Consider the following 25523-nt stretch of genomic DNA (forward strand, 5'->3'; position numbering starts at 1 on the left):
CACCGTGTTTCGGCGGGAGTCTCTGACAAGAGTGATCTTTCAGCGGGGAACGCTTTAACGATCTCCGGCGGCCAGCTGGTGAGCTGCTCTTAATGGTTCAGGTATCCTGTAGCGCGGGGAAGAGGCGATCGTCAGCTCGATCGATTTATCCAGATCAATCATATGACCCACAGAGACATAGACAGGTCGCGTTCCATTCCTTGTCCTGACGGCAGCTCCGATTATTTCCCCCCATTTGTCCCTGACGGGGGATATGTCCCCTTTGAATTCTCCCGGAGGGGCAAAGTCTCCGTAAAGATGGGACTTGGCGCATCCTATCGCGGGAAGGTGAAGGATCAATCCAAGATGGCAGGCGAGGCCGAACCGGCGGGGGTGAGCGATACCGTGGCTGTCGCACATCATGATATCAGGAATGATTTTCAGGCCTTTCCAGGCCCGGAATATTGAAGGGATCTCCCGAAATGACAGGAGGCCTGGAATATAAGGGATCTCGCATCTCATCAGTGATACCGATGAATCGATGATCTTGAGTCCGGGATATGACAGGACCGCGATCGCGGCGCGAGCGGTATTTTTTTCCGGGAAATGCACGTCGGCCGCGCCTATATTGCGTACAGGCGCGGCTTCCCATCTTCTGATCACATTCGTTCTTAACTTGTTCTGTATCGCTATGCCGCCCGAAGCAGTCCCGTCCCAGTGCTCAAGAAAACAATTCTTTTCCATGATTCAATCAGGATATCTCTACTTCTTCGCCAGGTACGGGAAGATGTCCGGGGAATCCCTTTTCCTTAAGAAGGTCGAGAAACATCTTTGACTGGGACTCTTCTCCATGAACTATAAAAATATTTTTGACAGATCCTTTCAAAGGTCCCACGTATTCAAGAAGTTCATCCCTGTCAGCGTGAGCGCTGAAAGAGTTCATGATCTCAACCTGAGCTCTCAGAATATGTTCTTCGCCGAAGATCTTTATCTTCTCCTGGCGCTCGACTATTTTTCTTCCCAATGTATTTTCCGCCATATATCCGATCACAAGAACCGTATTTTTTGGATCGCCGACATTGTTTTTAAGGTGATGGACTATCCTTCCAGCTTCGCACATTCCTGAAGCGGAGATTATAATCATTGGCCGGTCATCGAAATTGAGGGCCTTTGATTTTTCGACATCCCTGATATATTCGATCCTGTTTGTTCCCAGAGGGTCCTTTCCGGATCGGAAAGCTTCATACATCTCCTTGTCGTAACATTCGGGGTGCCGGATGAATACTTCGGTCACATTTACTGCAAGTGGGGAATCGACATATATCGGTATTCCCGGTATCCGGTCTTCCAGAAGCAGTTGGTTAAGGTAGTAGGCTATCTCCTGGGTCCGTTCGAGGGCAAAAGAGGGGATAATGATCTTGCCTCCCCTTTCGACGGTCTTGTTTATTATTTCAGCAAGCCTGTCTTTCGTCGTATCGACTGAGTCGTGCAACCTGCCGCCGTAAGTTGATTCTATTATCAGGTAGTCGATATTTTCAGGCCTGTCAGGGTCGTTGAGTATTGGTATGTTTTTTCTGCCAAGGTCGACGGCATACGCAAGCCGGATCGTTTTGTCCCCATCCTGAAGTTCTATCAGGGGGGTGGCTGATCCGAGAACATGTCCTGCGTCATGGAAAGTGACCGATATATCATCAGTGACTTTTATTTTTTGAAGGTATGGATGACCGGCGAAGTATTGAAGGGAATCTTCAGCCTCCTTCCTGTTATAAAGGGGCTCTACAGGAGGCAGGCTCTTTCTTTTATGGATCTTGTTTATGTATTTGACGTCTTCTTCCTGAATATGCCCCGAGTCCGGGAGCATCGCGCCGCAGAGGTCGCGAGTCGCGTCAGTAGTATGGATAGGGGAGTTGAAGCCCTGTTTTACAAGATTCGGGATATTTCCACTGTGGTCGATATGAGCGTGCGACAGGATACAGGCGTTCAAGGTCGATGGGTCGTATGAGAATTCGGAATTTCGTTTATAATATTCTTCCCTGTGACCCTGAAAAAGTCCGCAATCGATAATTATCCTGGATTTTTCCGTCGAAACCAGGATATTTGATCCGGTAACAGTCCTCGTCGCGCCTATGAATTTGATCCTGACACTCATGTTGCTCCTTTCCCGTCCGATGAGACCCCGGGATCATCCTCAAGGCCGAATCAGATCCTGTATTTTCATATAATCTACGGGCTGAGGATGATTAATGCACCCCTTTTCTTGATATTTTTCGACAATCTCCCGGGTTCCCGGCACGGGCAACACCCGCGAGCGGTAGCCAAGGCATGAACGACACTGAAAAAATATCAGGCACGATCATTTTCCGCTGATAGTCATTCCCTCGATCTTGAACGCCGGCGAAGCGATCGAAGTCCTCCAATCGAGCGTGTCCGCGACCATTACTATTCCGGAGAGCATCTGGCTGAAAGTCCCCGCTATTGTGAATTCGCTCACTGGAAAGGCCAGTTTGCCATCGATTATCCAGATACCCTGACCACCCTGGGAAAAATCACCGCTTGATATATTTGCTCCGGGTCCGGAGAGGGAGGTGAGAAAAAGACCGTTATCAATGCTGGAGATGATATCGTCGATGGAGGATGAGCCTTTTTTCATGAAAAAATTGGATATTCCTCCCGCATTTCCCGTTGTTTTCAGCGACAATTTTCTTGCCTGGTAGCTGCTCAGCAGGAATGAGCGAAGGATCCCGTTTTCCACGACTGTGGTCTTTTTCGATCTGACTCCCTCAGAGTCATATGGCCTGCTGCCGGGATTTCCGGGAATCAACGGATCATCGATTATCGTGACGAGTGGTGAAGATATCTGCATGCCGGTCATATCGGCGAGGAAAGAAGTTCTTTTATAGATGTTGCCTCCGTTGACCGCTGACGCGATCGAACCGAGGAAGCCCCTTGCTGTCACCTCGTCGAAGATCACAGGCACTTCGCAGGTATCAGGTTTTACAGCTCCGAGTTTTCTCAGTGTTCTCTCAACCGCTGTAGATGCTACGCTTTCAACGGGGTCGAGGTCTCTGAAAGAGGTCGAAGTGGAAAACCAGTATGATGATTGTTTCTTCCCAGTGTTTTCTCCTCCATCCTGAAAGTCCTCCACGGCGCATGAGATATCTATCGAATTGTGGGTCTGTCTGTATCCTTCGCAAAAACCGAGGGAGTTCGCGTACGCCGAAGCAAAGAGTCCGCTGGAAAAAGAGGCTCCGTCCGATATGATCCGGCTGTCAGATTTGAGAGCGATCCTCTCGAGATCCCGGGCTATAGATATCTTCTTTTCAGTCGAAATCTCTGCCGATTCAAAGTCGAAAAGGCCGAGATCTTCACTGGTCGAGCCGAGTTCATCCTTATCAGGCAGGCCGAAGTACTCATCCCTGTCCATTACCGATGAAAGTTCGACCGCTTCATGGATAAGTCTCCTGATGCTCGATTCAGACAGATCGCTCGAAGTTGCTGAAGATTTCCGTTTATCCCTTGAAATCGTAATCCCTATGGCGTTGGATCCGGATTCGGTAAGATTCTCGATGTTATCGTTTCTTATCGTAACTCCGAATTGATTGTCGGAAAGTACGCTTACTTCCACAGTTTCTGCTCCTTCATCAAGGGCGATCCTGACTGTGGAGGCGGCAATCTTTTTAATCTCCTCCGGGTTCACTTTTTTTCTCCTGATGATGTCAGAGATCGCTTCCTCCGACTGTGATCTCCGATATCTTGACTGTCGGTAGCCCTACTCCGACAGGAACAAGCTGTCCTTTACCGCATGTCCAGCGGCCGTCACTGAAAGCAAAGTCGTTTCCCACCATTGTAACCTTTGACAGGACATCAGGGCCGTTGCCTATAAGAGTCATGTTTTTGACCGGAGCCGTGATTTTGCCGTTTTCTACCAGGTATGCTTCTACTGGAACGAACACAAAATCACCATTGGAAATATCTACCTGCCCTCCCATGAAAGATTTGCAGTAAATACCCTTTTTCGTCGAGGCGAAGATCTCTCCAGGATCAGATCGGCCATTTGCCAGATAAGTCACCGTCATACGGGGGATCGGCGGGTATTTGTACGATTCTCTCCTGCCATTCCCCGTCAGGGGGAGGTCGAAAAAATTGGAGCTGATCCTGTCATGCATAAATCCCTTGAGAATCCCTTCTTCAATCAGGACAGTCGATTCCGGAAGAGTCCCTTCATCATCAAAATTTATGGATCCGCGGTCATGATCGATCGTTCCATCGTCTATCACGGTGACAAGTCTGCTGGCAACCTGGTCTCCTATGCGTCCCGTGTACGCCGATGTCCCTTTCCGTATAAAATCGGCCTCGAGAGGATGTCCTACCGATTCGTGAAGGAGGATGCCGGAATCGGCGGGAGCAAGGATTATCTCCATCGGACCGGCGGGAGCGTCAATTGCTTCGAGAAGGAGGACAGCCTGTCTGGCGGCTTCTTTTCCGTGACTTTCCGGATCCCTGCCTCCGGTGAAATATTCCGGGCCGAGTCTCCCTCCACCGCTTGAGACTCCAGTCTGCCGCGTCCCCTCTTTTTCAGCTACTACTGAAACAGACAACCTTGTCATTGGCCTTATATCGCTCAGTGATCTTCCGTCAGAGGTCGCTATCCTTATATTGCTCGACCTGTCGGCTATAGTAACGGAGACTTTTACGACTCGTGGATCGAAGCTTCTGGCGGCTTTTTCAGCCTTTTCGATCCATCCTGTCTTTTTCCGGAGCGCGGCGTCAGTAGTGAAATCGATGATCGGGTAGTGGTTCTTGAAAGGCACGTTGGAAAGCGGAGCTGTTCCGCCAGCATTTCCCGAATCTGCTATCGCCGCGGCGGTAAGCGCGGCCTGTCTCATTTTATCGAACGATAATTCCTCCGTATAAGCGTAGCCGGTGCCCTCTCCCTTTACAGCCCTTATGCCGGCCCCCAGCGATATTGACTTGACTCCTTCCTTTACGATACCTTCTTCCATCGTGATAATATTGACGATCGTGTGTTCAAGGAAAATATCGCTGTAATCAGAGCCTTTGGACAGAGCGGCGCCCAGGATCTTTTCGATCTCTTCATCACTGATATTGAACTGATATAAGGGTCCTGACACTTTCGGGCACCTCCGCCGTATTCACACGGTCTCCAATCGTTTCCGATGATTAAGCGGATCGGTTGCGTACTGGAAAACCAACTGGTATAATAAGCATGGAGTCATGATTTTGAAAGGATTTATTTTGAATTACAGCCATGCCGGCCTCAAGGCTCTTCTATTATCGATTGTCGTGATCCCCGTCGCGATAAGCGGTTCCCTGCACTCGCAGACCTGCCAGGTGTGCGATCTCATCGACAAGGTGAATCCATTCTCGATAGAGGGAACAGTGAGGGCGATCAGTGGAGAGGATTCAGTAAATATCGATGGCATGATGACCCTTATCAAGACGAGATATACCTTTTCCGATCAGAAGACCACTGCGATGAAATATCTGATGAAAGTCGCTTCAGATCTGGGATATCAACCATGGACGGAAGAATTCATCCTGACGATCGATACCCCGGACCTTACGGGGATAGATATCTCATCCGGGATGGATACCGTCTGGGCGGGTTCGATCGAGGGCAATATATTCAGGGCGACGGCAAGTGATGGATGGACAGCGTTCGAGCTTATATCGTCTGTCGGCGGGAGAGTCATAGAACTTGTGAACAGTCCGGGCGGAAGATTATTCGCCGCGTGCAAGACGATCGGAAGTGGATACGGAAGGATATTTACTTCAACAGATGGTGGTGTGACCTGGATCCTCTCTTACGATGGAAACAACCAGAATGTCTACGCCCTTAATACGATCACTTTCTGGAACGAAGATTTTGGTTTTGCTGCCGGGGACGCGGGATCTTTTCTGTATACTGCCGATGGTGGAGAAAGCTGGTTCTCAGAGGTAGACCCCTCGGAATTCGGCTATAGATCGATCAATGGTTCATCAGCTACCGGGCCTTTTCACTTCTGGGTCGTAACGACGGGGGGATATCTTTACGAGAGTGAGAATTTCGGTCGTACGTGGATGCCGGTGTACCAGGCTTCAGCCTGGGTCAACGATGTTGATTTTTTTAACGCGGACAGGGGAATCATAGTCGGAAATAAAGTGACCTGCTATACGACAGACGGGGGAGAGAACTGGACAGAGACGGTTGTAGATGCTGATCTTAGATGCGTCGTGATGGTCGACTCAGTCAAGGCAATAGCCTCCGGTGGTGGGGGGGATATCTGGATAAGCGAGGATGGGGGCGCGACCTGGACAGGAACCGGAGTCGAATGCACGGGAGAGACCGACGTTTGGAGGATCGCGGTCTCGGATTCCGGCACGATATGGGGTGCCGGAAGGGACGAGGTAGTCAGGGTAGCGACTGATGAATATCTTCCGCCTGATTGCAGCATATACGCTTTCAGCGATACGATCTTTGGAAAAAATATAATTTTCAGGCGCGAGGGAGAAACGCTGCCGGGAAACAGAATCATAATATGCGGTCATTACGACTCGATAAACAGGAGTACAGATCCTTTCGTTTGCGCGCCAGGTGCTGACGATAACGGAAGCGGAGTAGCATCGGTCATGGAGTGCGCGAGATTGCTTGCCGACGCGCGCCTTGAAAAGACGGTCGAGTTCATACTTTTCGATGGAGAAGAATTGGGACTGATGGGGAGCGTGGCTTTCGCCCGGGATCTCGATCCTTCAGTGACCTATGAAGGAGTCTTCAACATCGATATGGCGGGAAACGACTATGCCGGCAACTCAACGATAAGTGTCGCCGGATATGACGGGACTGCCGATACCGTTCTTGTCGATCTTCTTATGAGATCATCAGAATCTTATAACAGGATATATTCGCTTGACTGGGGTTTCAGAGGTTCACACCAGCCCGCCAGCGATAATCTTGCATTCAAGGAAATCGATGAAATTCCAGCAGTCCTGATTATTGAGACGGGGTATTTCGAGAATCCTCATTATCACAACTGTACTGACCTCGTTGATTTTATGGATTTTAATTACGTTGCTGACGTGGTGAGATCGGTTCTTGGAGCCGCGGTCAGCCTTGCAGGACTGAGAAGCGTTCCCCTGGCCGAACAGGTCGTCCTGTATCAGAACTATCCAAACCCATTTTTTTCTTCTACAAGCATACCTTTCGAACTTCCCGAATCTCTCCCGGTCGAATTATCGATATTTGATGTATCGGGAAGAAGGGTCGCCAGGCTGATAAATGAAAGGCTTGGCCCCGACAGGATAGTCTATCAATGGGACGGCAGGAATGAGACGGGAGAGACGGTCGCGAGTGGCCTCTATTTCATCCGACTGGAAGCGGGTCCTTACACGAAGGTGAAAAAAACGGTCATCCTGAGGTGATCAAACTGACTGCCAGGCGCGAGTCGATCGAGCCTTATCTCGTTATCTCCACATCTCCAAAGATCATTGATATCCTGATAGTGATCTTTTCCGAAGATTCATCGAATCCCGGACTGGTATAACCGGAGGTGACCGGTTTTCCATCCGGTGTGACAGTCGATCCGAATATGTTGCTTCCCTTTATCTCGAACGCGATCTTCTCAGGTAACCTTATGATGAGGTCTCCGAATACTGAGTGGATATCGAGCTGGCCATAATTTTCTATATGGTCGACGCTTGTCAAATCAATCGAGATCTTGCCGAAAATATTGCTCAGCGTCCCTCCGGAGAATCTTTCATTCTCTATCTTCAGACGGATGTCCCCGAATGCGCTGGAATTCCTGACGTATTGGCTCGATGTTGTCGCCACGGTATCGCCAAAGACCTGGAAATCACTGTCACCATGCGTGGCTCTGCCTCTTTTCCTCAGGATATGAAATCCCCACCACACAAGAAGAAGGGGGGAAAGCTTCCATAGCGACTCCCCGAAATCGAAGAATCCGAAATTGTTGATTATGAACAGAAACCCGACGATTATAAGTATCAGGCCTATACCCCTGTTTTTTGATAAAAAGGTCATTTCAATCCTCCAAAAAAGCCCGTTTCAATAATCGATGCCGTTTTCTTCCCCGCCCCTTTTTCTCATAAGAATAAGTACTCCGATCACGATCAGTGCCGGTGGCCAGAGATACTTGATGATCGTATAACTCTGCAGCAGGAATACACCGCCGACAACTGTCAGGATTATTGCTGGAACGAGAAGACCACGGTCTCGCTTTCCAAAGAGAAACATCGCGTAGAAACCGAATGCCGGACCAAGTATAAAGAAAGGCCATAGATCCGACATATCAGCCCATCTGAATCTGGCCGCAAGGTTGAATATGACTCCGTACGTCAAAAGGACCGTTCCAGGCATGATAAGTCCTTCCTTGCTCCTGTCGAAGATATATCCCAGCCAGAATATAATACCCAGAACCAGTATGAAATATGTCCACAGGACGTCCCAGTCAAGATCAAGTAATTCGAAGTTGCTCAGGACAGCGATGATCCCCACGCAGATCAGTATGAGGCCGGGGACCACGGACTGTCTCTTTTCACGTTTTTTCATTTCGTCACCTCCAGCGCTGAAAAAAACTTTTCTATATCCTTCTGGTCATTGTACAGATGGGGACTGAGTCTTATCGTTTTTTCGCGAAGGCTGCATATGACGTTTGTTTCAGTCAGCTGGCGGTAGATCTCTCCTGAATCTTTCTCCGGATCGAAAAAACAGATAATCCCGGATCGCTCATCATCGTTAAACGGGCTGGAGATGGAATACCCTCTCGACTCGAGCCCTTCGGCAATCAACGACGTAAGATGCATGATCCGTTCTTCGATCTTATCTGTCCCGATCTCAAGAAATCTCCCTATTGACGCGCCGAGCGCGTAGATCCCCTGCAGATTATGCGAACCTTCCTCATACCGGGAAGCGTCATCGCGATATTCGAAATTATAATCGAGAAAATCGCGCGGATTGACCACTCCGGTCCAGCCGGGGTTCGGCACGGCCAGTTTTTTGATCAGGTCTTTCCTGCAATAAAACAATCCTATTCCAGGTGTCGCCAGCATCCATTTATGACCGCCGCACGAGAGGAGGTCGATCATTTCCTTCTCTACGTCGATCTTTAATGCTCCAAGAGCCTGAATAGCGTCGATATGCAGAAGAATCCCTCTTTCACGGCAGTACTTGCCAAGCTGTTGACAGTCGATTCGCTGGCCGGTCGAGAACTGGACATAGCTCACAGTGACTGCTCTGGTTCTGCCGTCACAGATATCGGCCAGCATCTCGGCGGTGACTTTTCCGTTTTCAGGCTCTACCATCCTTATTTCGACGCCTTTTTCAGTGAGTCCTATCCATGGATATACGTTGGCCGGGAACTCTATCGCGGGCATCACTATGTTATCGCCTTCGCTGAATCGGATCGCGTTTGCCGCGAGAAGGACCGCGTGAGTGGTATTTCGCGAGAAGGCTATTTCTTCCGCGGTAGCGCCGATGAGAGCAGCCGCGGAGCTACGGATCCCGGAGACTTTCGCGAAGACTTCCTCCTCGCAGAGCATTCCCTTACTGACGAAAAGATCGCTCACTTCTCCTATCGCGTTTCTTACCCGCAGAGACATTGGACTTACAGCAGCTGCGTTTAGATATGTGTAATGCCTGGCTGCGGGAAAATCCGATCTGTGCAGTTTCCAGTCTATGCTATTGGACAATCAAGCCTCCCGTTTATTGGTAGAGTCTCGCAGAAGCACGATCCAGTTACAAGTTAAAACAATAGATGATCCCCAATGGCGTCAGCTGACAATCAGCGTTCACCTTCTCCCTGATCGGTCGATTGTCGTTAAATAGTACGATAAAGAGGGGCAAGGAGTTTCAATACGGGTCAGTGGGAGTGAATGCCGGCTCGTCACCGGATATTCGACCGCTCCCAGAATCCAACGGCAAGTGTCAGCTCGTTCTTATCCCATTCAATAATATCAGCGGTTTTAAGTCGATTGAGCAGCCTGGAAAAAGTCTCCGGTATCGTCCCGACCGCTCCTGCCATCTCTTTCTTCGAAATGTCGATATTGTATTTTTCGTGTCTGCCGTAATTTTCGCTGAGGAATCTGAAAAATCTTTCCTCGACGTCGAATGACGTGAGAAAGAGTATCCTGTCGGCGAGGTATTCGAGTCTCTTCATCAGAAGAGTCAGAAATCTGTCTCTGAATTCTTTTTTATCGAGATAACCTGTAAAGACTCTTCTGGATAAGGAAAATAATCGCGAATTTTCTATAGCCAAGGCAGTGACCGGGTAGTATTCGTTGGCAAACAGGATAGTCTCGGCGAACGATTCGGGAGGTGAAATGATCTTTACCGTTATTTCGCGGCCCTCCTCAGTCGATTTGAGGAGCCGTATCCTGCCGTCGACAAGAATAAAGAAATCTTTTCCGATATCTCCCTCACAGAATACCAGGCCACCCTTGATGACACTTCTGAAATTTCCATCAGATACGATCCGGGCGAGCATATCCTGAGGCAGGCCGCTGAAGATCTCTGATTTTGACAGGATCTCTTTCATTCCTCATTGTATAGGCTGTTTGCTGGAAAATGTCAATTTTAAGTTGGCAGGACCGTCATATTCCGATAGCATGACATAATCACCGTAATTTGAAAAAAAACGTACTATTGACCCAGGTCAAGGCGGAAATCACCGGACCTGGTATCTTGAGCGAGTGAACGGATCATGCCGGTCCGGCAAAGCGATGGACGGTCGAAAGGAGAAGCTCATGGGAATGTTCTGTTTTCAGTGCCAGGAGACGGCTAAAAACAGCGGATGCACGGTCAGGGGGGTCTGTGGCAAGAGCGAACAGACATCCCATTACCAGGATCTTCTGATCTACACGCTCAAAGGTATTTCCATATACGGGGTCAAAGCGGCGGAAAAAGGGGATTCACTGACGAAAGCGGGAAGGTTCATCACGAGCTCACTTTTCGCGACGATAACCAACGCCAATTTTGACGATGAGATATTCAAAAGCCTGATAAAGAAAGGGTTGGAGATAAGGGATGATCTTGCTTCCAGGTATGGTTCCGATGCCGGGGATGACCTGCACGACGCGGCGACATGGAAGCCCGGTCCTGGCAAAGGGATGGAGGACAAGGCGATCGAGACCGGTGTCCCCCTCACCGGCGATGAGGATCAGCGCTCGTTGCGGGAATTGCTTGTCTATGGTCTGAAAGGGATATCGGCGTATGCTCATCATGCCGAGGTCCTCGGTCATGAGGATGAGAAGATATATGCCTTCATCATGGAAGCTCTCGCGTCGACGACCATGGAACTTTCTCTCGATGATATGGTTGCCATGGTCATGAAATCCGGTAGTATGGCCGTTGAAACGATGGCTCTTCTTGACAAGGCCAACAGTACGACGTATGGCAACCCCGAGATAACGGTCGTTGATACGGGAGTGAGGACTAATCCTGGCATCCTCATCTCAGGCCATGATCTGAAAGATCTCGATGAACTGCTGAAACAGACTGAAGGTTCCGGAGTCGATATTTACACGCACAGCGAGATGCTTCCCGCCAATTACTATCCAGCGTTCAAAAAGTACGGCCATCTGGCGGGAAATTACGGAAACGCGTGGTGGAAGCAGAACACCGAATTCGAATCATTCAACGGCCCGATACTGATGACGACGAACTGTATTACTCCAGTTCAGGATTCCTACCGCGAAAGAATATTTACCACCGGAATGGCCGGGTATCCGGGGATCAGGCATATCCCTGACCGGAAAGACGGGAATCCGAAAGATTTCTCGGAGATCATAGAACTTGCCAAGAGATCAAAACCGCCCGTCGAACTGGAGAACGGAAAAATTACCGGCGGATTCGCGCACAATCAGGTAATGGCTCTTGCCGACAAGGTTGTCGATGCGGTCAAGAGCGGCGCTATCAGCAGGTTTGTGGTGATGGCCGGATGCGATGGACGGCAGAAAGGGAGAAATTATTTCAGCGAAGTCGCCGCAGGACTACCCGATGATACGGTCATACTTACCGCCGGATGCGCCAAATACAGGTATAATAAGCTCGACCTGGGAGATATAGGGGGAATTCCCAGGGTGCTCGACGCCGGCCAGTGTAACGACAGTTATTCTCTCGCGGTCATCGCCCTGAAACTCAAGGAGGTCTTCGGGCTTGACGATATCAACGATCTGCCGATCTCTTTCGATATCGCCTGGTATGAGCAGAAAGCTGTCGCGGTCCTGCTGGCCCTGCTCTCGCTCGGCGTCAAGGGGATCCGTCTCGGACCTACATTGCCGGCCTTTCTCTCGCCAAATGTCGTGAAGGTCCTGGTCGATAATTTCGATATAAAACCGACCGGAGATGCCGAGGAAGATATCGCTTCGATCGTGAGGGGGGAATGATCGCTGCTTCACCGGTCCGGCCGGTGTGAAAGCGTATGATTGCTTGAATGCGGCTCAACGGATCGGGATATCCAGGGCCGCATTCTTTATATTATACCGGGTCTGCCGATATATCCCATTTACATGACAGCTTGAAACAGCTAAATTGCAAGATGGCTGAATATGCAAAACAACCAGGTCAGGAACGGATATGAAACAAATAAGGAATTTCAGTATAACGGCCCATATCGATCATGGAAAGTCCACTCTGGCAGACAGAATGATCCAGTATGCCGGCATGGTCGAGGACCGCAATTTCAGAAATCAGCTTCTTGATAATATGGATATTGAACGTGAGCGGGGGATCACGATAAAAAGCCAGACAGTATGCATTCCGTACACGGCAAGATCGGGAAAAGAATATATTTTGAACCTGATCGATACTCCCGGGCATGTCGATTTTTCCTACGAAGTCTCGAGGGCACTAGCGTCCTGCGAAGGGGTCCTTCTCCTGGTCGATGCCAGCCAGGGAGTCGAGGCGCAGACCCAGGCTAATCTGTATCTGGCCCTTGAGCATAACCTTGAGATAATCCCGGTCATAAACAAGATAGATCTTCCATCGGCTGATATCGAACGGACGAGAGAGATGATCGATGTGGAACTTGGGATCAATGGAGATGATGCTATCCTCTGCAGCGCCAGGGAAGGGAAGGGTATACAGGATATTTTTGAGGCGATAACTGAAAAAATACCCGCGCCGTCAGGAGACGCGAACAGACCTTTGCGCGCGCTTATATTCGATGCTCAGTACGACCCGTTCCGTGGAGCAATCATAAGTTGCAGGATCGTCGATGGAATCATAAAGACAGGGGATACTATACGCCTGATGTCTCTCGGGACCACTCACAAGGTCGAGGAGGTGGGGGTATTCAAGCTCGTAAGGGAAAAAAGGGGAAAGCTGCAGGCCGGGGAGGTCGGATATATAATAGCGGGAATAAAGACGGTGAGTGATACGCGCATCGGGGATACTATCATTCTTGACGATGGCCCGCCTGTCGATCCTCTCCCTGGGTTCAAGGAGGTCAAACCTGTCGTATTCTCTTCCATCTATCCTATCGACTCGGATGATAACGCGGCCCTGACTGACGCTCTTGAGAAGTATAAACTCAATGACGCTTCGCTCACTTATCAAAAAGACTCATCCGCGGCGTTGGGCCAGGGATTCAGATGCGGATTTCTGGGATTGCTTCATCTCGAGGTCTTCCAGGAAAGGCTTGAGAGGGAATTCAACCAGTCGATAATAATGACTTCGCCGAGCGTGGAATATAGATTCATACTTACAAACGGTGAAGAGATGACAGTAGATAATCCCGAATATTATCCCGATCCGGCGCTGATAGAGACGGCGATGGAGCCCTTTATCAAGGCCACTATAATGATCCCGGAAAAATACATGGGCTCGGTGATGAAGCTCTGCCTGGCCCGCAGGGGAGTCAACTCTCATTTTCACTACCCGCTGCCGGGCAGGATCGAGATATTTTTTGATATGCCCCTTGCTGAAGTGATCCATGATTTCTACGACAAGCTGAAAACGATCACCCAGGGGTATGGATCGTTCGATTACGATCTGCTCGATTATCGAAAAGACGATCTGGTAAAAATAGATATTCTGGTAAATGGCGAGAAGGTGGACGCTCTTTCAGCCATCGTGCACCGTGAACGGGCCAGGTCCCGGGCGATGCAGATCTGCGACCGGCTCAGGGAGGAGATCCCTCGCCATATGTTCAAGATCGCCATTCAGGGAGCCATAGGAGGCAAGGTCATAGCCCGCTCGACTATTTCAGCGATGAGGAAAGATGTCACCGCCAAATGTTACGGGGGGGATATCACAAGAAAGAGAAAACTCCTTGAGAAGCAGGCGAAAGGTAAGAAGAGGATGAAGGCGATCGGAAAGATCATGATTCCGCAGGAGGCCTTCGTGGCGGTGCTCAGGGCAAGCGATGATTGAAAGATCTCCGGGTTTATATATTCACATTCCATTCTGCGGCAGGCGATGTGGTTATTGCGATTTCTATTCAATCGAAAATGAAGAACTGCAGGAAGATTTTTTCAATGTCCTGACGAAGGAAGCGCGTTTATACAGCAGACAGTTCAGTGAGTTCGGCACCATCTACCTGGGCGGGGGCACTCCGTCTTTTCCTGACGCTTCCAATATCTCTGCTTTGCTGGAAGAGGTCTCGGATATATTCTCATTCCAGCCTGACAGGGAGATCACGATAGAGGTGAATCCCGACGATATCTCCAGGGAAAAAATCGAATCGTACCGCAGATCCGGCGTAGGAAGAGTAAGTATGGGCGTTCAGTCGTTCGATGAAGGCGAACTGGTCTTTCTTCAGCGAAGGCATGATTCCGAGGCGGCGCGGAGAGCGATAGTAACTGTTCGTGAGGCGGGTGTCGGTGATCTTGGATTGGATCTGATTTTTGGATTTCACAACCATTCGGAAGAATCCTGGAGAAGGACGCTTGAAGAGGCAGTCAGGTTTTTACCGGAGCATATCTCCTGTTACCAGATGACAATATCAGAATCGACTGATATGGGAAGGCTTCTGGCCGAAGGGAAGATCAGCGAGATATCCGATGAATTGCAGCGTTCACTTTTTCTGCTCGCCGACGAGATTCTTACGGCAAACGGGTACCTTCATTATGAGGTCTCCAATTTTGCGAGAGAAGAAAGGTTTATTTCCAGGCATAACAGCAGGTACTGGAATCGAACCGATTATCTCGGACTTGGGCCCTCAGCGCATTCATTAAGAGCTGATCGAAGATGGTGGAATATCGCGTCAGTTGAAAAATATTGCGATCTGGCGGATAAAGGAATCAGCTGCGTAAGTGGAGAAGAAGAACTATCGCCGGAACAGATCTCGATCGAGGACCTGTATCTGGGATTAAGGACTGCGCATGGAGTACCACTTTCCCTCCTGAGCGGTTTTGCAGGAGGAATGAGGACCGTGGACGAATTGATCAGGGAACGGCTCCTTTTCATCCGTGACGACCGGGCCATCCCGACGATAGCTGGATTCCTTGTCGCTGACACGCTACCTCTTCTTTTTTTATAGTCTTGCCGGGGAGCAGCCGCGCGGATGTGGTGAGCGCCGGACGATATCAAGCGGTTCGACCCGTATCACCTTAGAAGGACCATCTTTCGGGTCATGTCAATGCCGTCGGTGGATAATCTGTAAAAATAGAGTCCAGAGGAGACTTTTTCGCCGTGGTCGTTCATTCCGTTCCATCTTCTGGTAAAGGTGCCAGCCTGGAAATATCCCCTTGCTAGAGTGACTATATGGGCGCCTGACAGGTCGAATATTTTCAGAGAGATGTTGGAAGGCCTTCTTAGAGTAAAACTGATATTCGTTACGGGATTGAACGGGTTGGGGTAATTCTGTGAAAGGAGAGTGAGAGGCGGGAGATCCTCATCTCCTACCGTCGATGTCGTAAGCTCGCGCAAGACCCAGTGGTCCGGATCAAGCTGCACGTCGACGACAGGATCATCCACCACAAGCTGGAAAGATTCTTCGGCTTCATCGACCCAGAGAAAGGTGTCAACAGTACCGGCGCCGGTTGATATTCTCAGGTCTACCGGCATAGTATACGGCCCTGGTTGATTCTGGATTACCGCTACGGATAAACGCGTCGACCCATCTTCCGGGTAACTGTCCCAGAGCAGCGTGTAGTCAGGCCTGTCTTCCCTGGTGAGCCAGGGGGTGAAAAACCAATCAAGATCTGAACCGTAAAACCCCTCGAATATCTCGATAAAATCGTCAGTCTCGGCATATGAGAACCTGAACCGTGGATCTTCCAGATAAGCGCGAGTCGCGGCGAAAAAATTTCCGTCTCCCATAATATGCCTCAGCATGTGCAGGACCCAGGCAGCCTTGCTGTAAACGACGTTGTTGAAGTAATACCACGGATCATCTTCATCTGGAGATCTGAGGACAGGCCCCGCCCAGTATTGAGGGATGTCCTTTGATTCCATGTAGGAGCGCAGAGTCGCTGCGCCTTCAAGATGTTCGAACCAGAGGGCTTCGCTGTAACTGGCCCATCCTTCATTCAACCATATGTGAGTCCAGTCCCCGCATGTGACGAGGTCCCCAAACCACTGGTGAGCCATTTCGTGGACCAGGATCCAGTCATAACGATGATCTCCGGTCACCAGGGAACCTCCATAACTTGTCAATGTCTGGTGTTCCATGCCTCCCCCTATGGAACACATCGCTATTCCGTATTTTTCATCGATAAAGGGGTAGAGGCCAAATACGGAAGAAAAGAAATCAAGAGCCGGTACCTGAATATCCAGGTCGACGAGAGACTGATTTACCCTTGCCGGATAGACATAGTTGGTCACCAGCATAGTCTCGCCAGGTGAATGCACGAAGTAATCGTCCAGTCTCACGTAATCTGATATCGCCATTGAAAAGAGGTAATTGGCCATGGGATGATTCTCGCGCCATTTGTACTTCCTGTAAGGCGCTCCCCAGTGCGTAGTGTCGCTTTCACCGATATACTGACCATTTGAAGCGGCGAACAGTCCCGGTTCAACAGCTATCGATATATCGAACAACGCCTTATCATCCGGGTAGTCCTTGCAGGGATACCACGTTCTGGCTCCCCAGGGCTCGCTCAACGTGTAGATCACCGGAGCTCCATCGAATACTCTGAAGAAAAGTCCCGGGTCGACTGCTCCCTCGGGAAACCCGTCATATAGTATTTCGATCCGGATCTCCTCTCCGGCGGAAAGGCCGGAAGGGATAGTCACAGTTATCATGTCGGCCACCCTTCCCCAAACGGCGGAAGGTTTAGCGGGAATCGATACTGACAGGATATTTAGGATAGCGTCAGCGTCGATATCGATCTCGTAGAGGTTCCCGTACATGCTTTCAAGGGTGATTATTACCCTGCCTTCGACCTGGTGAGTCGCCGGGTTTATCGCAATTGAGATGTCATAGTGTTTTACATCATAGGCGGTCTGAGATGGTGTAGGATCAGGCATTCTCAGTATTCCAGTGGAAAGCCGGCCTGATCTGGCCGCGTCGATTTTTGAGATCAGATCGTGATGGATAGTATCGAAAGGTTCCCCGGCCGTATGGGATGAGACAAGGGTGAGAATAAGAGCGAGTTTCGCGCAAAGAGTTTTCATTAATGTAACCTGTTCAATCAACAATCTCTTATACTAATAATACTACAAATGACCCTGACAGGCAAGTCGACCAGGCCAGATCGTTGCCGGCCGGATCGGGGGATGATAATCGCCGGGGAAACGAAAAGAGGCATATCCGGCGACAGATATGCCCCTTACGGGTCTGTATCATCATCAGCAGATGATCAGCTGGGAAGATGACGCTTTATAAGGATCTTTGAATCCTTTTTAATCCCGGGTCCATTCGGATCGATTTCCAGCATGCCGGACTTGTCAGGGAACAGGCTGGTTCCATCTATTATAATCTCGACTTCACCGGTTCCGTGTCGGCTTTCCCCCACCAGATGAAAAGTCCTGTGTTTCGATATGCTGTCCTGAAATTCTCTCAGCAGAAACCGGCCATCCCTTGAACAGAACCTGATCGCTTCTTCCTTATATGGCTCTTTCGCCGCCGCCCAGGGATGATCTCCGGCAAATGGTTCAGTATATGGCTGGTAGAGAAGCTCGATCTCCTCGTGATCGGAATCCGGATGGCTGGCAGGGGGTGGTGGTATCTTATTCATAAGAGCATCGAATCTATCATCGATATTCCTGCTTCCAAGAGCTTTTTCATAATAGCGATAGAACTCGATCAATTCCGCCCGCTTATCCCTGTTCACAACGCGTACCTCCCGATGTGATCGCAGGTATCATGCGCCGAAACAGGGGAACCGGCTGACAGGCAGCAGTTCCCCTGATAAAAATATCCGCCGCTGAAAACCCCTCCAGTACTCTGACGGCGAGCATCCCAGGATTTCCCCTAGGAAGGCACTTGACCAGTGCCGCGTTATCTCGCATCCAGTTACTCCTTACTGGTGACAAATCAAACATCTGCACGAATTTTATTTAAAAGATTATTCCAGGCCACATTCCAGAAGTTCTGAAAACTGCCCATATACACTTTTCTGTAAATTTCGCGTGTACAATGCTCCGCGTACCGCGCGAAGATCTCGTGCGAGGGAGATCTTTCCGCGTGCATAATAGTCTCTTCCATATGATCTGCCGCTACTTTTATAAAAAGGTCCCTGTAACGGGACGATCCATCATCTCTCCAGTGATATTGCTCCGCCGCTTCGCTGACAGCCTCGGCGGCAAGGTGCAGCATCTGTTTCTGCATGTATTCCTGCATGGGATCGCTATTGTAGATATTCCTGATTGAAGGAGTGAATTTCGAGCTTATCAGCTGAAATATCGCCATCCGTAGAACAGAGAGTTCAAGAACCGGTGAAAATCTTTCATCCAGGGCCAGGGCATCAAAAATAATATCGGTCATCCTGCCAGGTGTCACCGACCGGGGCAGGTCGACCGGACATAGAGAGACGATATCTTCTACTGAAGCCTGGTGGAGACTCTGACCCGTATCGTTTGAAGCCAGATCCGATATCCGGTCCCCTTCCCTTGAATATCTTGGATCATTCCTTATGTGTCTTGTAGCCGCGGTGTAAATGTAATGGAGAAGGCTCTTTTCCGATCTGTATATATCCCTTATCACGCTACTGACGTTTTTTCCCGTTATACCTTTGAGATACAGGAAAAAATCGTTTTTATCCGACCTTTTCGTTTTCCGGAAGAACCGTCTTATCAGGTTGACCAGGTCGAGAAATCCATCGTTACCCCGTGAGCAAAAAGGGATCTCGGCCGCTTCGCTCGCGATATCCTCGGATTCATACGATACTGATTCGAGAAGAAACCAGTCTTTAGAGTGAGATCTGGATCTGAGTTCCGCGACGGCCATGGCGTAAAGATGCCTGTGAATAATCCGGAACTGCTCTCTCGCGGAGGATTCTGCTTTTCCGGTCTCAACAGCGGGGTCGCCGTGCCCCGGCAGCCCGGTAAAAAGAGAATCTACCTTTTGCGCCGCTTTAAAGAGGACTTCCAGTTCGATGCTGTCTTCAAGGAGTCGATCATTCATCGGGGCTGCCCCGGGGCTGTATTATTGGCAGCAATCGATTTGAGATATGAACTGCTGATGACGGGGGTGTCGACCCATCTCGTGCCATCCCAGTATTTCACGTTCCGTGCAAGCCATTTCTCGTCCTCTTCTCTGCCTTTATAATAAACAGTGCGGACATCATCCCTTGTGACGGTCGAATTGGCCGTTAACTGCTTGCAATCGACTACCTGAGCTCTGTAGCAGGACAGGTCGCTGTCGAAAAAGAACCGGACGTCGTCTCTTCTGCTCTTTACGAGAACAGACAGATCTTTAGTCGTCTCATGAAAAGTGACGTTCATTCCCATCTCATTTCTGAATTTTACATATTTATCATAGTCAGGGAGCATGACGATATACTTGGCAATGTCATCAGTATAACCTGGCGCGGTATAACAGTATCCTTTAGGGGATGATCCGTTCATATATCCGGGATCAAGACCTATCATTACAGCCGCTTCAAGGTCAATGTTATAACCGGACAGCATGATCTCAGTCTGACCATCGTTGTCATAGTCGCCGACCCGTATATCTCTTAACATCCCCTTGTGAAAGAAGAGGCCGGCGGTATTATCCCTTATTGAATATCTTATCAGGACACCGGGGCAGTAGGCAGTGTGGTTTGCGACAATATAAAAAAGAGCCTGCCCGGAATCATCGTTGAGAATATGACAATTCCTCACTAATAGCGGAAATTCCGTACCGTTTGTCCCGATCTCTGCCCCGAGGATCTTTTCATCGTCAATAATATATTTCTGGACCATCGATCCTATGTCATCAAAGATCATGATATGTATCCTGTTGTGTTGGCCGGCTTTTAAACGGCACTTGCGGGATTCAGCCAGAAGGCAGACTACTTCGATCTTCCCGTCATTATCGTAATCGTCGATAAAGTATCTTTCGTATCCAGTATCGTTTTTTCCGTGCTGAGTAAAACCCACGTTATAGTCTGCGATCGGTTTACCCATATTGTTTTTCATGATAAGAGTGCTGTCGGCGAATTCGACGTTTGAGATCGTATCGTCGAGATAAGGTTGTATTGAAAAAAGATATATCAGGGCAGCTACTGTCACCGATGTTCCGGTGATGATGTGCTTGCGCAGGTGAAAAGCGTATTGCAGAATCGACCTCAACCTTGAGGTAGTACGTTCTTCCATCACGCGACGTTCCCCGCACAGCCGGGAGATATCGGAAACGGGGATGATCTCGAGTCTTCTCTCCGGATGGTCATTGATAAAAGTCTTACGGCATTCGCAGGCAGTCGTCATATTCTCTCCGGGGACGACGAACCTCTCGCAGGTCGAGAAAAATACCGAGCGGACCTTTTCCTTTAAAAAACCTTCTTCCACCGGCACTATATTTCCGGAATCGTCGATTGTCCCGGTGAAAGCCGTGCGTGGGCGAATCTGGCAACTTGATCTGACCAGTTCGAGCTTGCCCAGAAGCGATATCAGGATAGCAGTGATAGCGAGTCCTGCCGAGCCGCCGGTAACCATAACGCTTATGGGATCGGGGAGGGAAGCGATCTCAGGGAAGGAGACAGTATATTGTCGGGGAATCCTGAATATACCCCGCATTTTCAATGAAGAAGAAACAAATTTTTCGGCGGCGTTTATTGCCGTGAAGACCTGTTTCTCGAAGATGCTGTTTGGCTCGGCGGATATATGATCAAACGTCACGGCAGGTTTATATTTTTTTCTGATACTCCACTCACCGGTGATCTTGAGGCTTATGCTCAGCTCGATGACCCGCCCCGTAGTCAGCGGCACGGATCCCGTGGAATAAAGCGAAACGAATGGAATGCCCGCGGAATCAAAAAGATTCTCATGGAAAAAACCTGATCTGGCATCACCTTTTGTTCCGCCGGATCCTGCCTGATTGGTCTCGTCGCCTTTTCCATCAACAGTATTGTCTATCCTCGCGATCTTCTCTCTGATCTTTCTGATGTTCCGATCGACCGTGTCGGGCATGTATTCGCCGGCAAGCAGCGGGATATCAGAAGTGATCTTCAAAAGTGAAGTCAATCCATCATATCCAAACGAGACGAACGATTCAGCGACCAACGCGTCGATCAATACGGGGATAAACCTTGATATATATAAATCGTAAGCCTGCCTGTCCGACTCCTTCAGCCAGGAAAGAAGGATGGCGGCAGGTTCGACAAGCGACAACCCTTCTTTTTTCCCTCTAAGCCTCTGGTAGAGATTTTCAAGAAGGTTGTCGATATCCCTGATTGTAAAACCTGATTCTTTCATTTTTTTATCACGCAAAGAAAAGATGGCACCGGTTCACTTTTAGATTGTCTGTTAAGGCCCCGAAAAATGAGTCTAACTGAAATTGAAGCGCCGATTCAAGGGAATTATATGTCATAATAATCATGGCATGATGATTTGCCGCGACTACCGGCAGGCCTGAAACCGGGCGTACGGATAAGACCGGCTCTTAAAAAACTTGAACAGGGAACGATTGGCCTGTAATTTATCAGATCAGGTGGATTCAGCGCAGGGAGAAGCAATATATGGGCATGCGAAGACGATCTTTTCTTCTTACGATCCTCACGGCAGGGGTCATATTAAGAATTGTCTATATCATCCAGCTTGGCAGGTCGGATATAGGCCGAATCCTTCCTCTTGACATGGACTTTTATTTCGATCTGGCAGCCCGCATAAACTCGGGGGGCGGATTGAAAGGAACAGCGATATCATTCAATCCTCTCTATCCTTTTATTCTAAGCGCCATAACCGGTATCTTCGGAAGGAGCCTGCTCTGGCCGAGGATCATACAGGCGGTCACCGGACTGGCTACCATAGGCCTCATATTTTTTTCAGGGCGTTTCCTCGGCCGAAGAAGCGGCAACGTCAGATCGGATGGATACACCACCGGGTTGATAGCGGCGGCGGCAGGGCTTCTTTATCCGCAGTTTCTTCTGTATGAAGGAGCGCTGCTGGCGACTGTTTTCGTGACATTTATCGCGGCAGCGTCTTTTGCCGTTGCCCTTCTGGTCGATTCCAGTCTTCGCGACGGGTCAAAGATCGTCCTGTTCTCCAGGCCGTTGCCGGTCGAGGCAGCTGCATCCTTATTCGGTATCCTTCTCGGCGCCGGAGCTCTTGGCAGGCCGAACCTCTTTTTCCCACTTATTCTTATGCTTCCTCTCCGGTTTCTGATCAGTGGTACTGAAAGAAAGAGGAGCCTTCGAACCAGTCTGCTCTGCGTAGCAGGCATAATCATCATGATCCTTCCTTCCGCTGTATATAACGCGGCACAGACCGGTAAGTTCGTGCCGGTGACGACTCATGGAGGAATAAACTTTTATATAGGAAACAGGCCGGAAGCGACCGGGATCTACGATCCTCCTGACGGGATGAGATCGGACATGCGAGGATTGATAGAAGATGCCGGGCGGATAGCCGAAAGAGAATCAAATCGCGGTCTCTCGATGGCTGAAGTGTCCGATTACTGGTTTGGACGTTCGAAAGAATGGATACTGACAGATCCGGTGGGATTCGCAAGGCTTCTGGCGAGGAAATTCGTCCTTTTCTGGAATGGGGCCGAAGTCTCCGATATCGTCGAGATATCGGCGTACAGGGAGGAATGCTGGATCCTCAGGCTTCTGATCCTGCCGTATTCGATCATATCGGTCTTTGCTTTCGCCGGATTCTGTTTTCTTTTTATCGGGGGGAGAAACAGGAGTATTCCGTCGATATTCCTCCTGGCGGCCCTCGCGTCGATAATGTTCTTCTATATCAATACACGCTACAGGATACCTTCAGTACCCGTCCTGATCGTCATGGCCGCATTCGGCGTGACAAGTTTCGCCGACTGGGTGAGAGGGGGTAGATGGAAGCGGGCGACGGCTGTCGCGGTTGTCGGATCTTCGCTGTCTGTGCCGATGGCAGCTGTAAAGACAGTCGCTATAGACAGGAGCGCCTCATATACCTTTCTCGGGAATCACTACATGGAGGAAGGTGAATATATCAAAGGTGAGAAAGCTTTTGCAAGGGCGTACGATATGGCACCGCAACAGGTCATGACCAATATAAACTATGCCCGAGCGCTGTTAAAACAGGGGAAACTCGATCAAGCCCGCCGATTTTATTCTTCGGCATTCAATATCGATCCGGATTTTCCTCTTCTCGCCGTAGAATATGGTTCGTTGCTCGAACAGGTCGGAGACAGGGATGAAGCGGCAAAAGCTTTTCTTTACGCGTATCGGCTTGATTTTAAAAGAGATCGTCTCCTTGCCTGCCAGTTTCTTTCGAGACTGGAATATGAAAAAGGCGATATACCGGAAGCGATTGAATGGATAAAGAAAGGCCTCGAGTTGGCCCCCGGCGATGAAAAACTTTCGCGGATCATGAATGAACTGATCATGGAGATCAATGACCAGCCCACGGGCTTGAAGTGACAGTCATCGATCCTGGCTTCAACGGACTGACGGTGGGGATTTCATTTCATCGATTCAAGAGAAATCGGTCGTCGCCACGTCAGGTTCTTTCCTGTTCTGAACCTCGATTCCCGCCCTGCACAAGAGGAATATCAGAGCAATCGCGCTTGTGATAACAAGTATAAGGCATAAAATATGGAAGAATGAAAAGGGAAAATCATCCCCTAAACAGCGTTGGAAAAGATCTGCAATCCTGGTCTTGCCTTCAGCGCGGCTTGTGCCGAGGGCCAGCGCTACTCCCCTGAACAGGTTGGAACCCCATTCACCCGCACCCCATACTACCATAAAAAAAACTGTCCATCCGCGATATAAGGCCTTTTCCATTCTCGAAAGGCATATAAGCATCAGAGGAAGCACCCAGAGTACATAGGCGGGAAATGTGATCGATATGGTAAGGAGCGTCAGGTAAAGGGCGCCCGAAATCATAAAGACCATCGGAATTCTATTGTGGACTCTCCAGCAGAACAGGGAAACGGAAGCGGTCGCAAGGATAAGAGAAGCGATCTTTATCACGGGCTCACTAATCCTTAACCCGAGGTTCCAGAAAAGGGCCCATAGCGAGAGAGAAGATCCCGGATCTATCATATGGGCGATTACCGGAGTAAGGCCGAAAAATATCCTGTGATATCCTATATGAGCAGCCAGGACCGTGATACAGGTGAGAGTCCATAACCGGAAATAATACAGGGAGCGGGGCGATGCCAGCGCGATCGGTATAGCCAGGATCAGTAAAAAATATTTGCCGGCAAGGGTAGTTAGAATAAATATATAAACGATCTCCTTCCACCACTCTTTTTTCGCAAAAACGTAAAGTGTTATAACAAAAAGTGATGCGTAAATTTCTTCCTGGGGGATCAGGGCGACAGCTCCCCACACTGAAGGCAGCAGGGAAAATAAGACCAGGGCTGAGCGCCTGCGAGCTTGATTAAATCCTTCGATCCTGTCCATTACGAGGGAAATCACGAACATCGTCATAACTGTCCATGACAGTATCCCGATTCTAAGTCCCCAGAAATCGGGGAGGATCCTCAACCATGGGTACACTAAAATACTGAACAGGAGAGGAAGAAGAGGTGGAAATGAACCCCAGTTATCACTGATTCCGGAAGCAGTGTAGTCACCCCAAAGTACGAGAGGGTGCTCGGAGAAGTAGATCAGTATCCTCGCGTCATCGGCGATTTCTTTCCCGCCGGAGAGAGTGAAAACAGCATATATTATCAGCACGTTCAGTATTACGAGGATCATCAGGGGAATGATCAATGTCAGGCGAAGATTCGGTGATACCGCAGAATCAGGCGGTATATCGGGCGCGTTCTGCAGATTATTATCGAATTTGTCGACCAATACCGGATCTCCTCTTCCGGGTCTGTCTGCCTGTAATAATTATCCAGGAGATTTTCGCATCATAATATCAGGAACCAGATTCTACTCAATAATCATATTGAGAAAAAGGATTATTTCCCGATTTAAGACAGTTCCCGCCGGAAAGATCCGATTTACGCTTGCCGGTTTAATACGGTGATGTTACATTTTGCGCGTACAGGCGTGATAACGGGGGT

The 25523-nt window shown here is 49.4% G+C and carries 18 protein-coding genes; 5 read left to right on the forward strand and 13 right to left on the reverse strand.

All coding sequences use genetic code 11. The annotated features are described in order from the left end of the window. Window positions 1–54: 54 nt before the first annotated feature. From JW814_02415 to tldD, 4 genes are all read right to left on the reverse strand, one after another. The gene (locus JW814_02415; protein ID MBN2070284.1) at window positions 55–723 is read right to left on the reverse strand and encodes an endonuclease V; all 669 of its coding nucleotides are present in this window, start codon (window positions 721–723) and stop codon (window positions 55–57) included. Between the two features lie 7 nt (window positions 724–730). Further along, the gene (locus JW814_02420) at window positions 731–2128 is read right to left on the reverse strand and encodes an MBL fold metallo-hydrolase (GenBank protein ID MBN2070285.1); all 1398 of its coding nucleotides are present in this window, start codon (window positions 2126–2128) and stop codon (window positions 731–733) included. Window positions 2129–2332: 204 nt separating this feature from the next. Then, the gene (locus JW814_02425; protein MBN2070286.1) at window positions 2333–3676 is read right to left on the reverse strand and encodes a TldD/PmbA family protein; all 1344 of its coding nucleotides are present in this window, start codon (window positions 3674–3676) and stop codon (window positions 2333–2335) included. A 19-nt stretch (window positions 3677–3695) separates the two neighbouring features. Beyond that, window positions 3696–5111 carry a metalloprotease TldD gene (gene tldD, locus JW814_02430; protein MBN2070287.1) on the reverse strand — a complete coding sequence of 472 codons (1416 nt, stop codon included), beginning with the start codon at window positions 5109–5111 and terminating at the stop codon, window positions 3696–3698. Between the two features lie 109 nt (window positions 5112–5220). Here tldD and JW814_02435 point away from each other — a divergent pair, with 109 nt between their 5' ends. After that, window positions 5221–7398 (forward strand): M28 family peptidase, encoded by a 2178-nt coding sequence (locus JW814_02435; protein ID MBN2070288.1) that lies wholly within the window; start codon window positions 5221–5223, stop codon window positions 7396–7398. 34 nt (window positions 7399–7432) lie between these two features. Here the strand turns inward: JW814_02435 and JW814_02440 are convergent, their stop codons facing one another. The 4 genes from JW814_02440 to JW814_02455 all read right to left on the reverse strand — a co-directional run bounded on the left by JW814_02440 (window position 7433) and on the right by JW814_02455 (window position 10529). Next, window positions 7433–8017: a hypothetical protein gene (locus tag JW814_02440; protein MBN2070289.1), complete on the reverse strand. Its 585-nt coding sequence runs from the start codon at window positions 8015–8017 to the stop codon at window positions 7433–7435. Window positions 8018–8041: 24 nt separating this feature from the next. Continuing rightward, a complete protein-coding gene (locus tag JW814_02445; protein MBN2070290.1) occupies window positions 8042–8545 on the reverse strand; it encodes a hypothetical protein in 504 nt (167 codons plus the stop codon). After that, window positions 8542–9684 (reverse strand): aminotransferase class V-fold PLP-dependent enzyme, encoded by a 1143-nt coding sequence (locus tag JW814_02450; GenBank protein ID MBN2070291.1) that lies wholly within the window; start codon window positions 9682–9684, stop codon window positions 8542–8544. Before JW814_02450 ends, JW814_02445 begins: the two co-directional genes overlap by 4 nt. A 194-nt stretch (window positions 9685–9878) precedes the next feature. Continuing rightward, a complete protein-coding gene (locus JW814_02455; protein MBN2070292.1) occupies window positions 9879–10529 on the reverse strand; it encodes a Crp/Fnr family transcriptional regulator in 651 nt (216 codons plus the stop codon). A gap of 214 nt (window positions 10530–10743) precedes the next feature. Between JW814_02455 and hcp the strand changes: the two genes are divergently transcribed. The 3 genes from hcp to hemW all read left to right on the forward strand — a co-directional run bounded on the left by hcp (window position 10744) and on the right by hemW (window position 15473). Then, on the forward strand, window positions 10744–12378 hold the full coding sequence (gene hcp, locus JW814_02460; GenBank protein ID MBN2070293.1) for a hydroxylamine reductase: 1635 nt from the start codon (window positions 10744–10746) through the stop codon (window positions 12376–12378). Window positions 12379–12568: 190 nt separating this feature from the next. Then, window positions 12569–14365, forward strand: a complete 1797-nt coding sequence (lepA, locus tag JW814_02465) for an elongation factor 4 (protein MBN2070294.1) — start codon at window positions 12569–12571, stop codon at window positions 14363–14365. Then, a complete protein-coding gene (gene hemW / locus JW814_02470) occupies window positions 14358–15473 on the forward strand; it encodes a radical SAM family heme chaperone HemW (protein ID MBN2070295.1) in 1116 nt (371 codons plus the stop codon). The genes lepA and hemW overlap by 8 nt, the downstream gene beginning before the upstream one ends. A gap of 65 nt (window positions 15474–15538) precedes the next feature. Here the strand turns inward: hemW and JW814_02475 are convergent, their stop codons facing one another. The 4 genes from JW814_02475 to JW814_02490 form a co-directional block, all read right to left on the reverse strand. Continuing rightward, window positions 15539–17551 carry a T9SS type A sorting domain-containing protein gene (locus JW814_02475; GenBank protein ID MBN2070296.1) on the reverse strand — a complete coding sequence of 671 codons (2013 nt, stop codon included), beginning with the start codon at window positions 17549–17551 and terminating at the stop codon, window positions 15539–15541. Window positions 17552–17736: 185 nt separating this feature from the next. Beyond that, window positions 17737–18210: a hypothetical protein gene (locus JW814_02480; protein ID MBN2070297.1), complete on the reverse strand. Its 474-nt coding sequence runs from the start codon at window positions 18208–18210 to the stop codon at window positions 17737–17739. A 203-nt stretch (window positions 18211–18413) separates the two neighbouring features. Beyond that, window positions 18414–19502, reverse strand: coding sequence for a hypothetical protein (locus tag JW814_02485; protein MBN2070298.1), 1089 nt, complete (start codon window positions 19500–19502; stop codon window positions 18414–18416). Then, entirely contained in the window at window positions 19499–21790 is a 2292-nt protein-coding gene (locus tag JW814_02490; GenBank protein ID MBN2070299.1) for a hypothetical protein, read from the reverse strand. Before JW814_02490 ends, JW814_02485 begins: the two co-directional genes overlap by 4 nt. 254 nt (window positions 21791–22044) lie before the next feature. On the opposite strand from JW814_02490, the gene JW814_02495 reads away from it, so the two are divergent. After that, complete coding sequence (locus JW814_02495; GenBank protein MBN2070300.1) at window positions 22045–23925, forward strand: tetratricopeptide repeat protein; 1881 nt, start codon at window positions 22045–22047, stop codon at window positions 23923–23925. A 54-nt stretch (window positions 23926–23979) separates the two neighbouring features. Here JW814_02495 and JW814_02500 read toward each other — a convergent pair whose 3' ends face one another. Continuing rightward, window positions 23980–25308: a hypothetical protein gene (locus tag JW814_02500; GenBank protein MBN2070301.1), complete on the reverse strand. Its 1329-nt coding sequence runs from the start codon at window positions 25306–25308 to the stop codon at window positions 23980–23982. Between the last annotated feature and the right edge of the window lie 215 nt (window positions 25309–25523).

The sequence above is a fragment of the Candidatus Krumholzibacteriota bacterium genome (genome assembly GCA_016932415.1).
Lineage (GTDB): Bacteria > Krumholzibacteriota > Krumholzibacteriia > Krumholzibacteriales > Krumholzibacteriaceae > Krumholzibacterium.

What these genes read in the sequence shown, in the direction of transcription:
- JW814_02415 (MBN2070284.1), bottom strand. Translation starts at nt 723, where the DNA reads ATGGAAAAGAATTGTTTTCTTGAGCACTGGGACGGGACTGCTTCGGGC.
- JW814_02420 (MBN2070285.1), bottom strand. Translation starts at nt 2,128, where the DNA reads ATGAGTGTCAGGATCAAATTCATAGGCGCGACGAGGACTGTTACCGGA.
- JW814_02440 (MBN2070289.1), bottom strand. Translation starts at nt 8,017, where the DNA reads ATGACCTTTTTATCAAAAAACAGGGGTATAGGCCTGATACTTATAATC.
- JW814_02445 (MBN2070290.1), bottom strand. Translation starts at nt 8,545, where the DNA reads ATGAAAAAACGTGAAAAGAGACAGTCCGTGGTCCCCGGCCTCATACTG.
- JW814_02455 (MBN2070292.1), bottom strand. Translation starts at nt 10,529, where the DNA reads ATGAAAGAGATCCTGTCAAAATCAGAGATCTTCAGCGGCCTGCCTCAG.
- hcp (MBN2070293.1), top strand. Translation starts at nt 10,744, where the DNA reads ATGTTCTGTTTTCAGTGCCAGGAGACGGCTAAAAACAGCGGATGCACG.
- lepA (MBN2070294.1), top strand. Translation starts at nt 12,569, where the DNA reads ATGAAACAAATAAGGAATTTCAGTATAACGGCCCATATCGATCATGGA.
- hemW (MBN2070295.1), top strand. Translation starts at nt 14,358, where the DNA reads ATGATTGAAAGATCTCCGGGTTTATATATTCACATTCCATTCTGCGGC.
- JW814_02475 (MBN2070296.1), bottom strand. Translation starts at nt 17,551, where the DNA reads ATGAAAACTCTTTGCGCGAAACTCGCTCTTATTCTCACCCTTGTCTCA.
- JW814_02485 (MBN2070298.1), bottom strand. Translation starts at nt 19,502, where the DNA reads ATGAATGATCGACTCCTTGAAGACAGCATCGAACTGGAAGTCCTCTTT.
- JW814_02495 (MBN2070300.1), top strand. Translation starts at nt 22,045, where the DNA reads ATGCGAAGACGATCTTTTCTTCTTACGATCCTCACGGCAGGGGTCATA.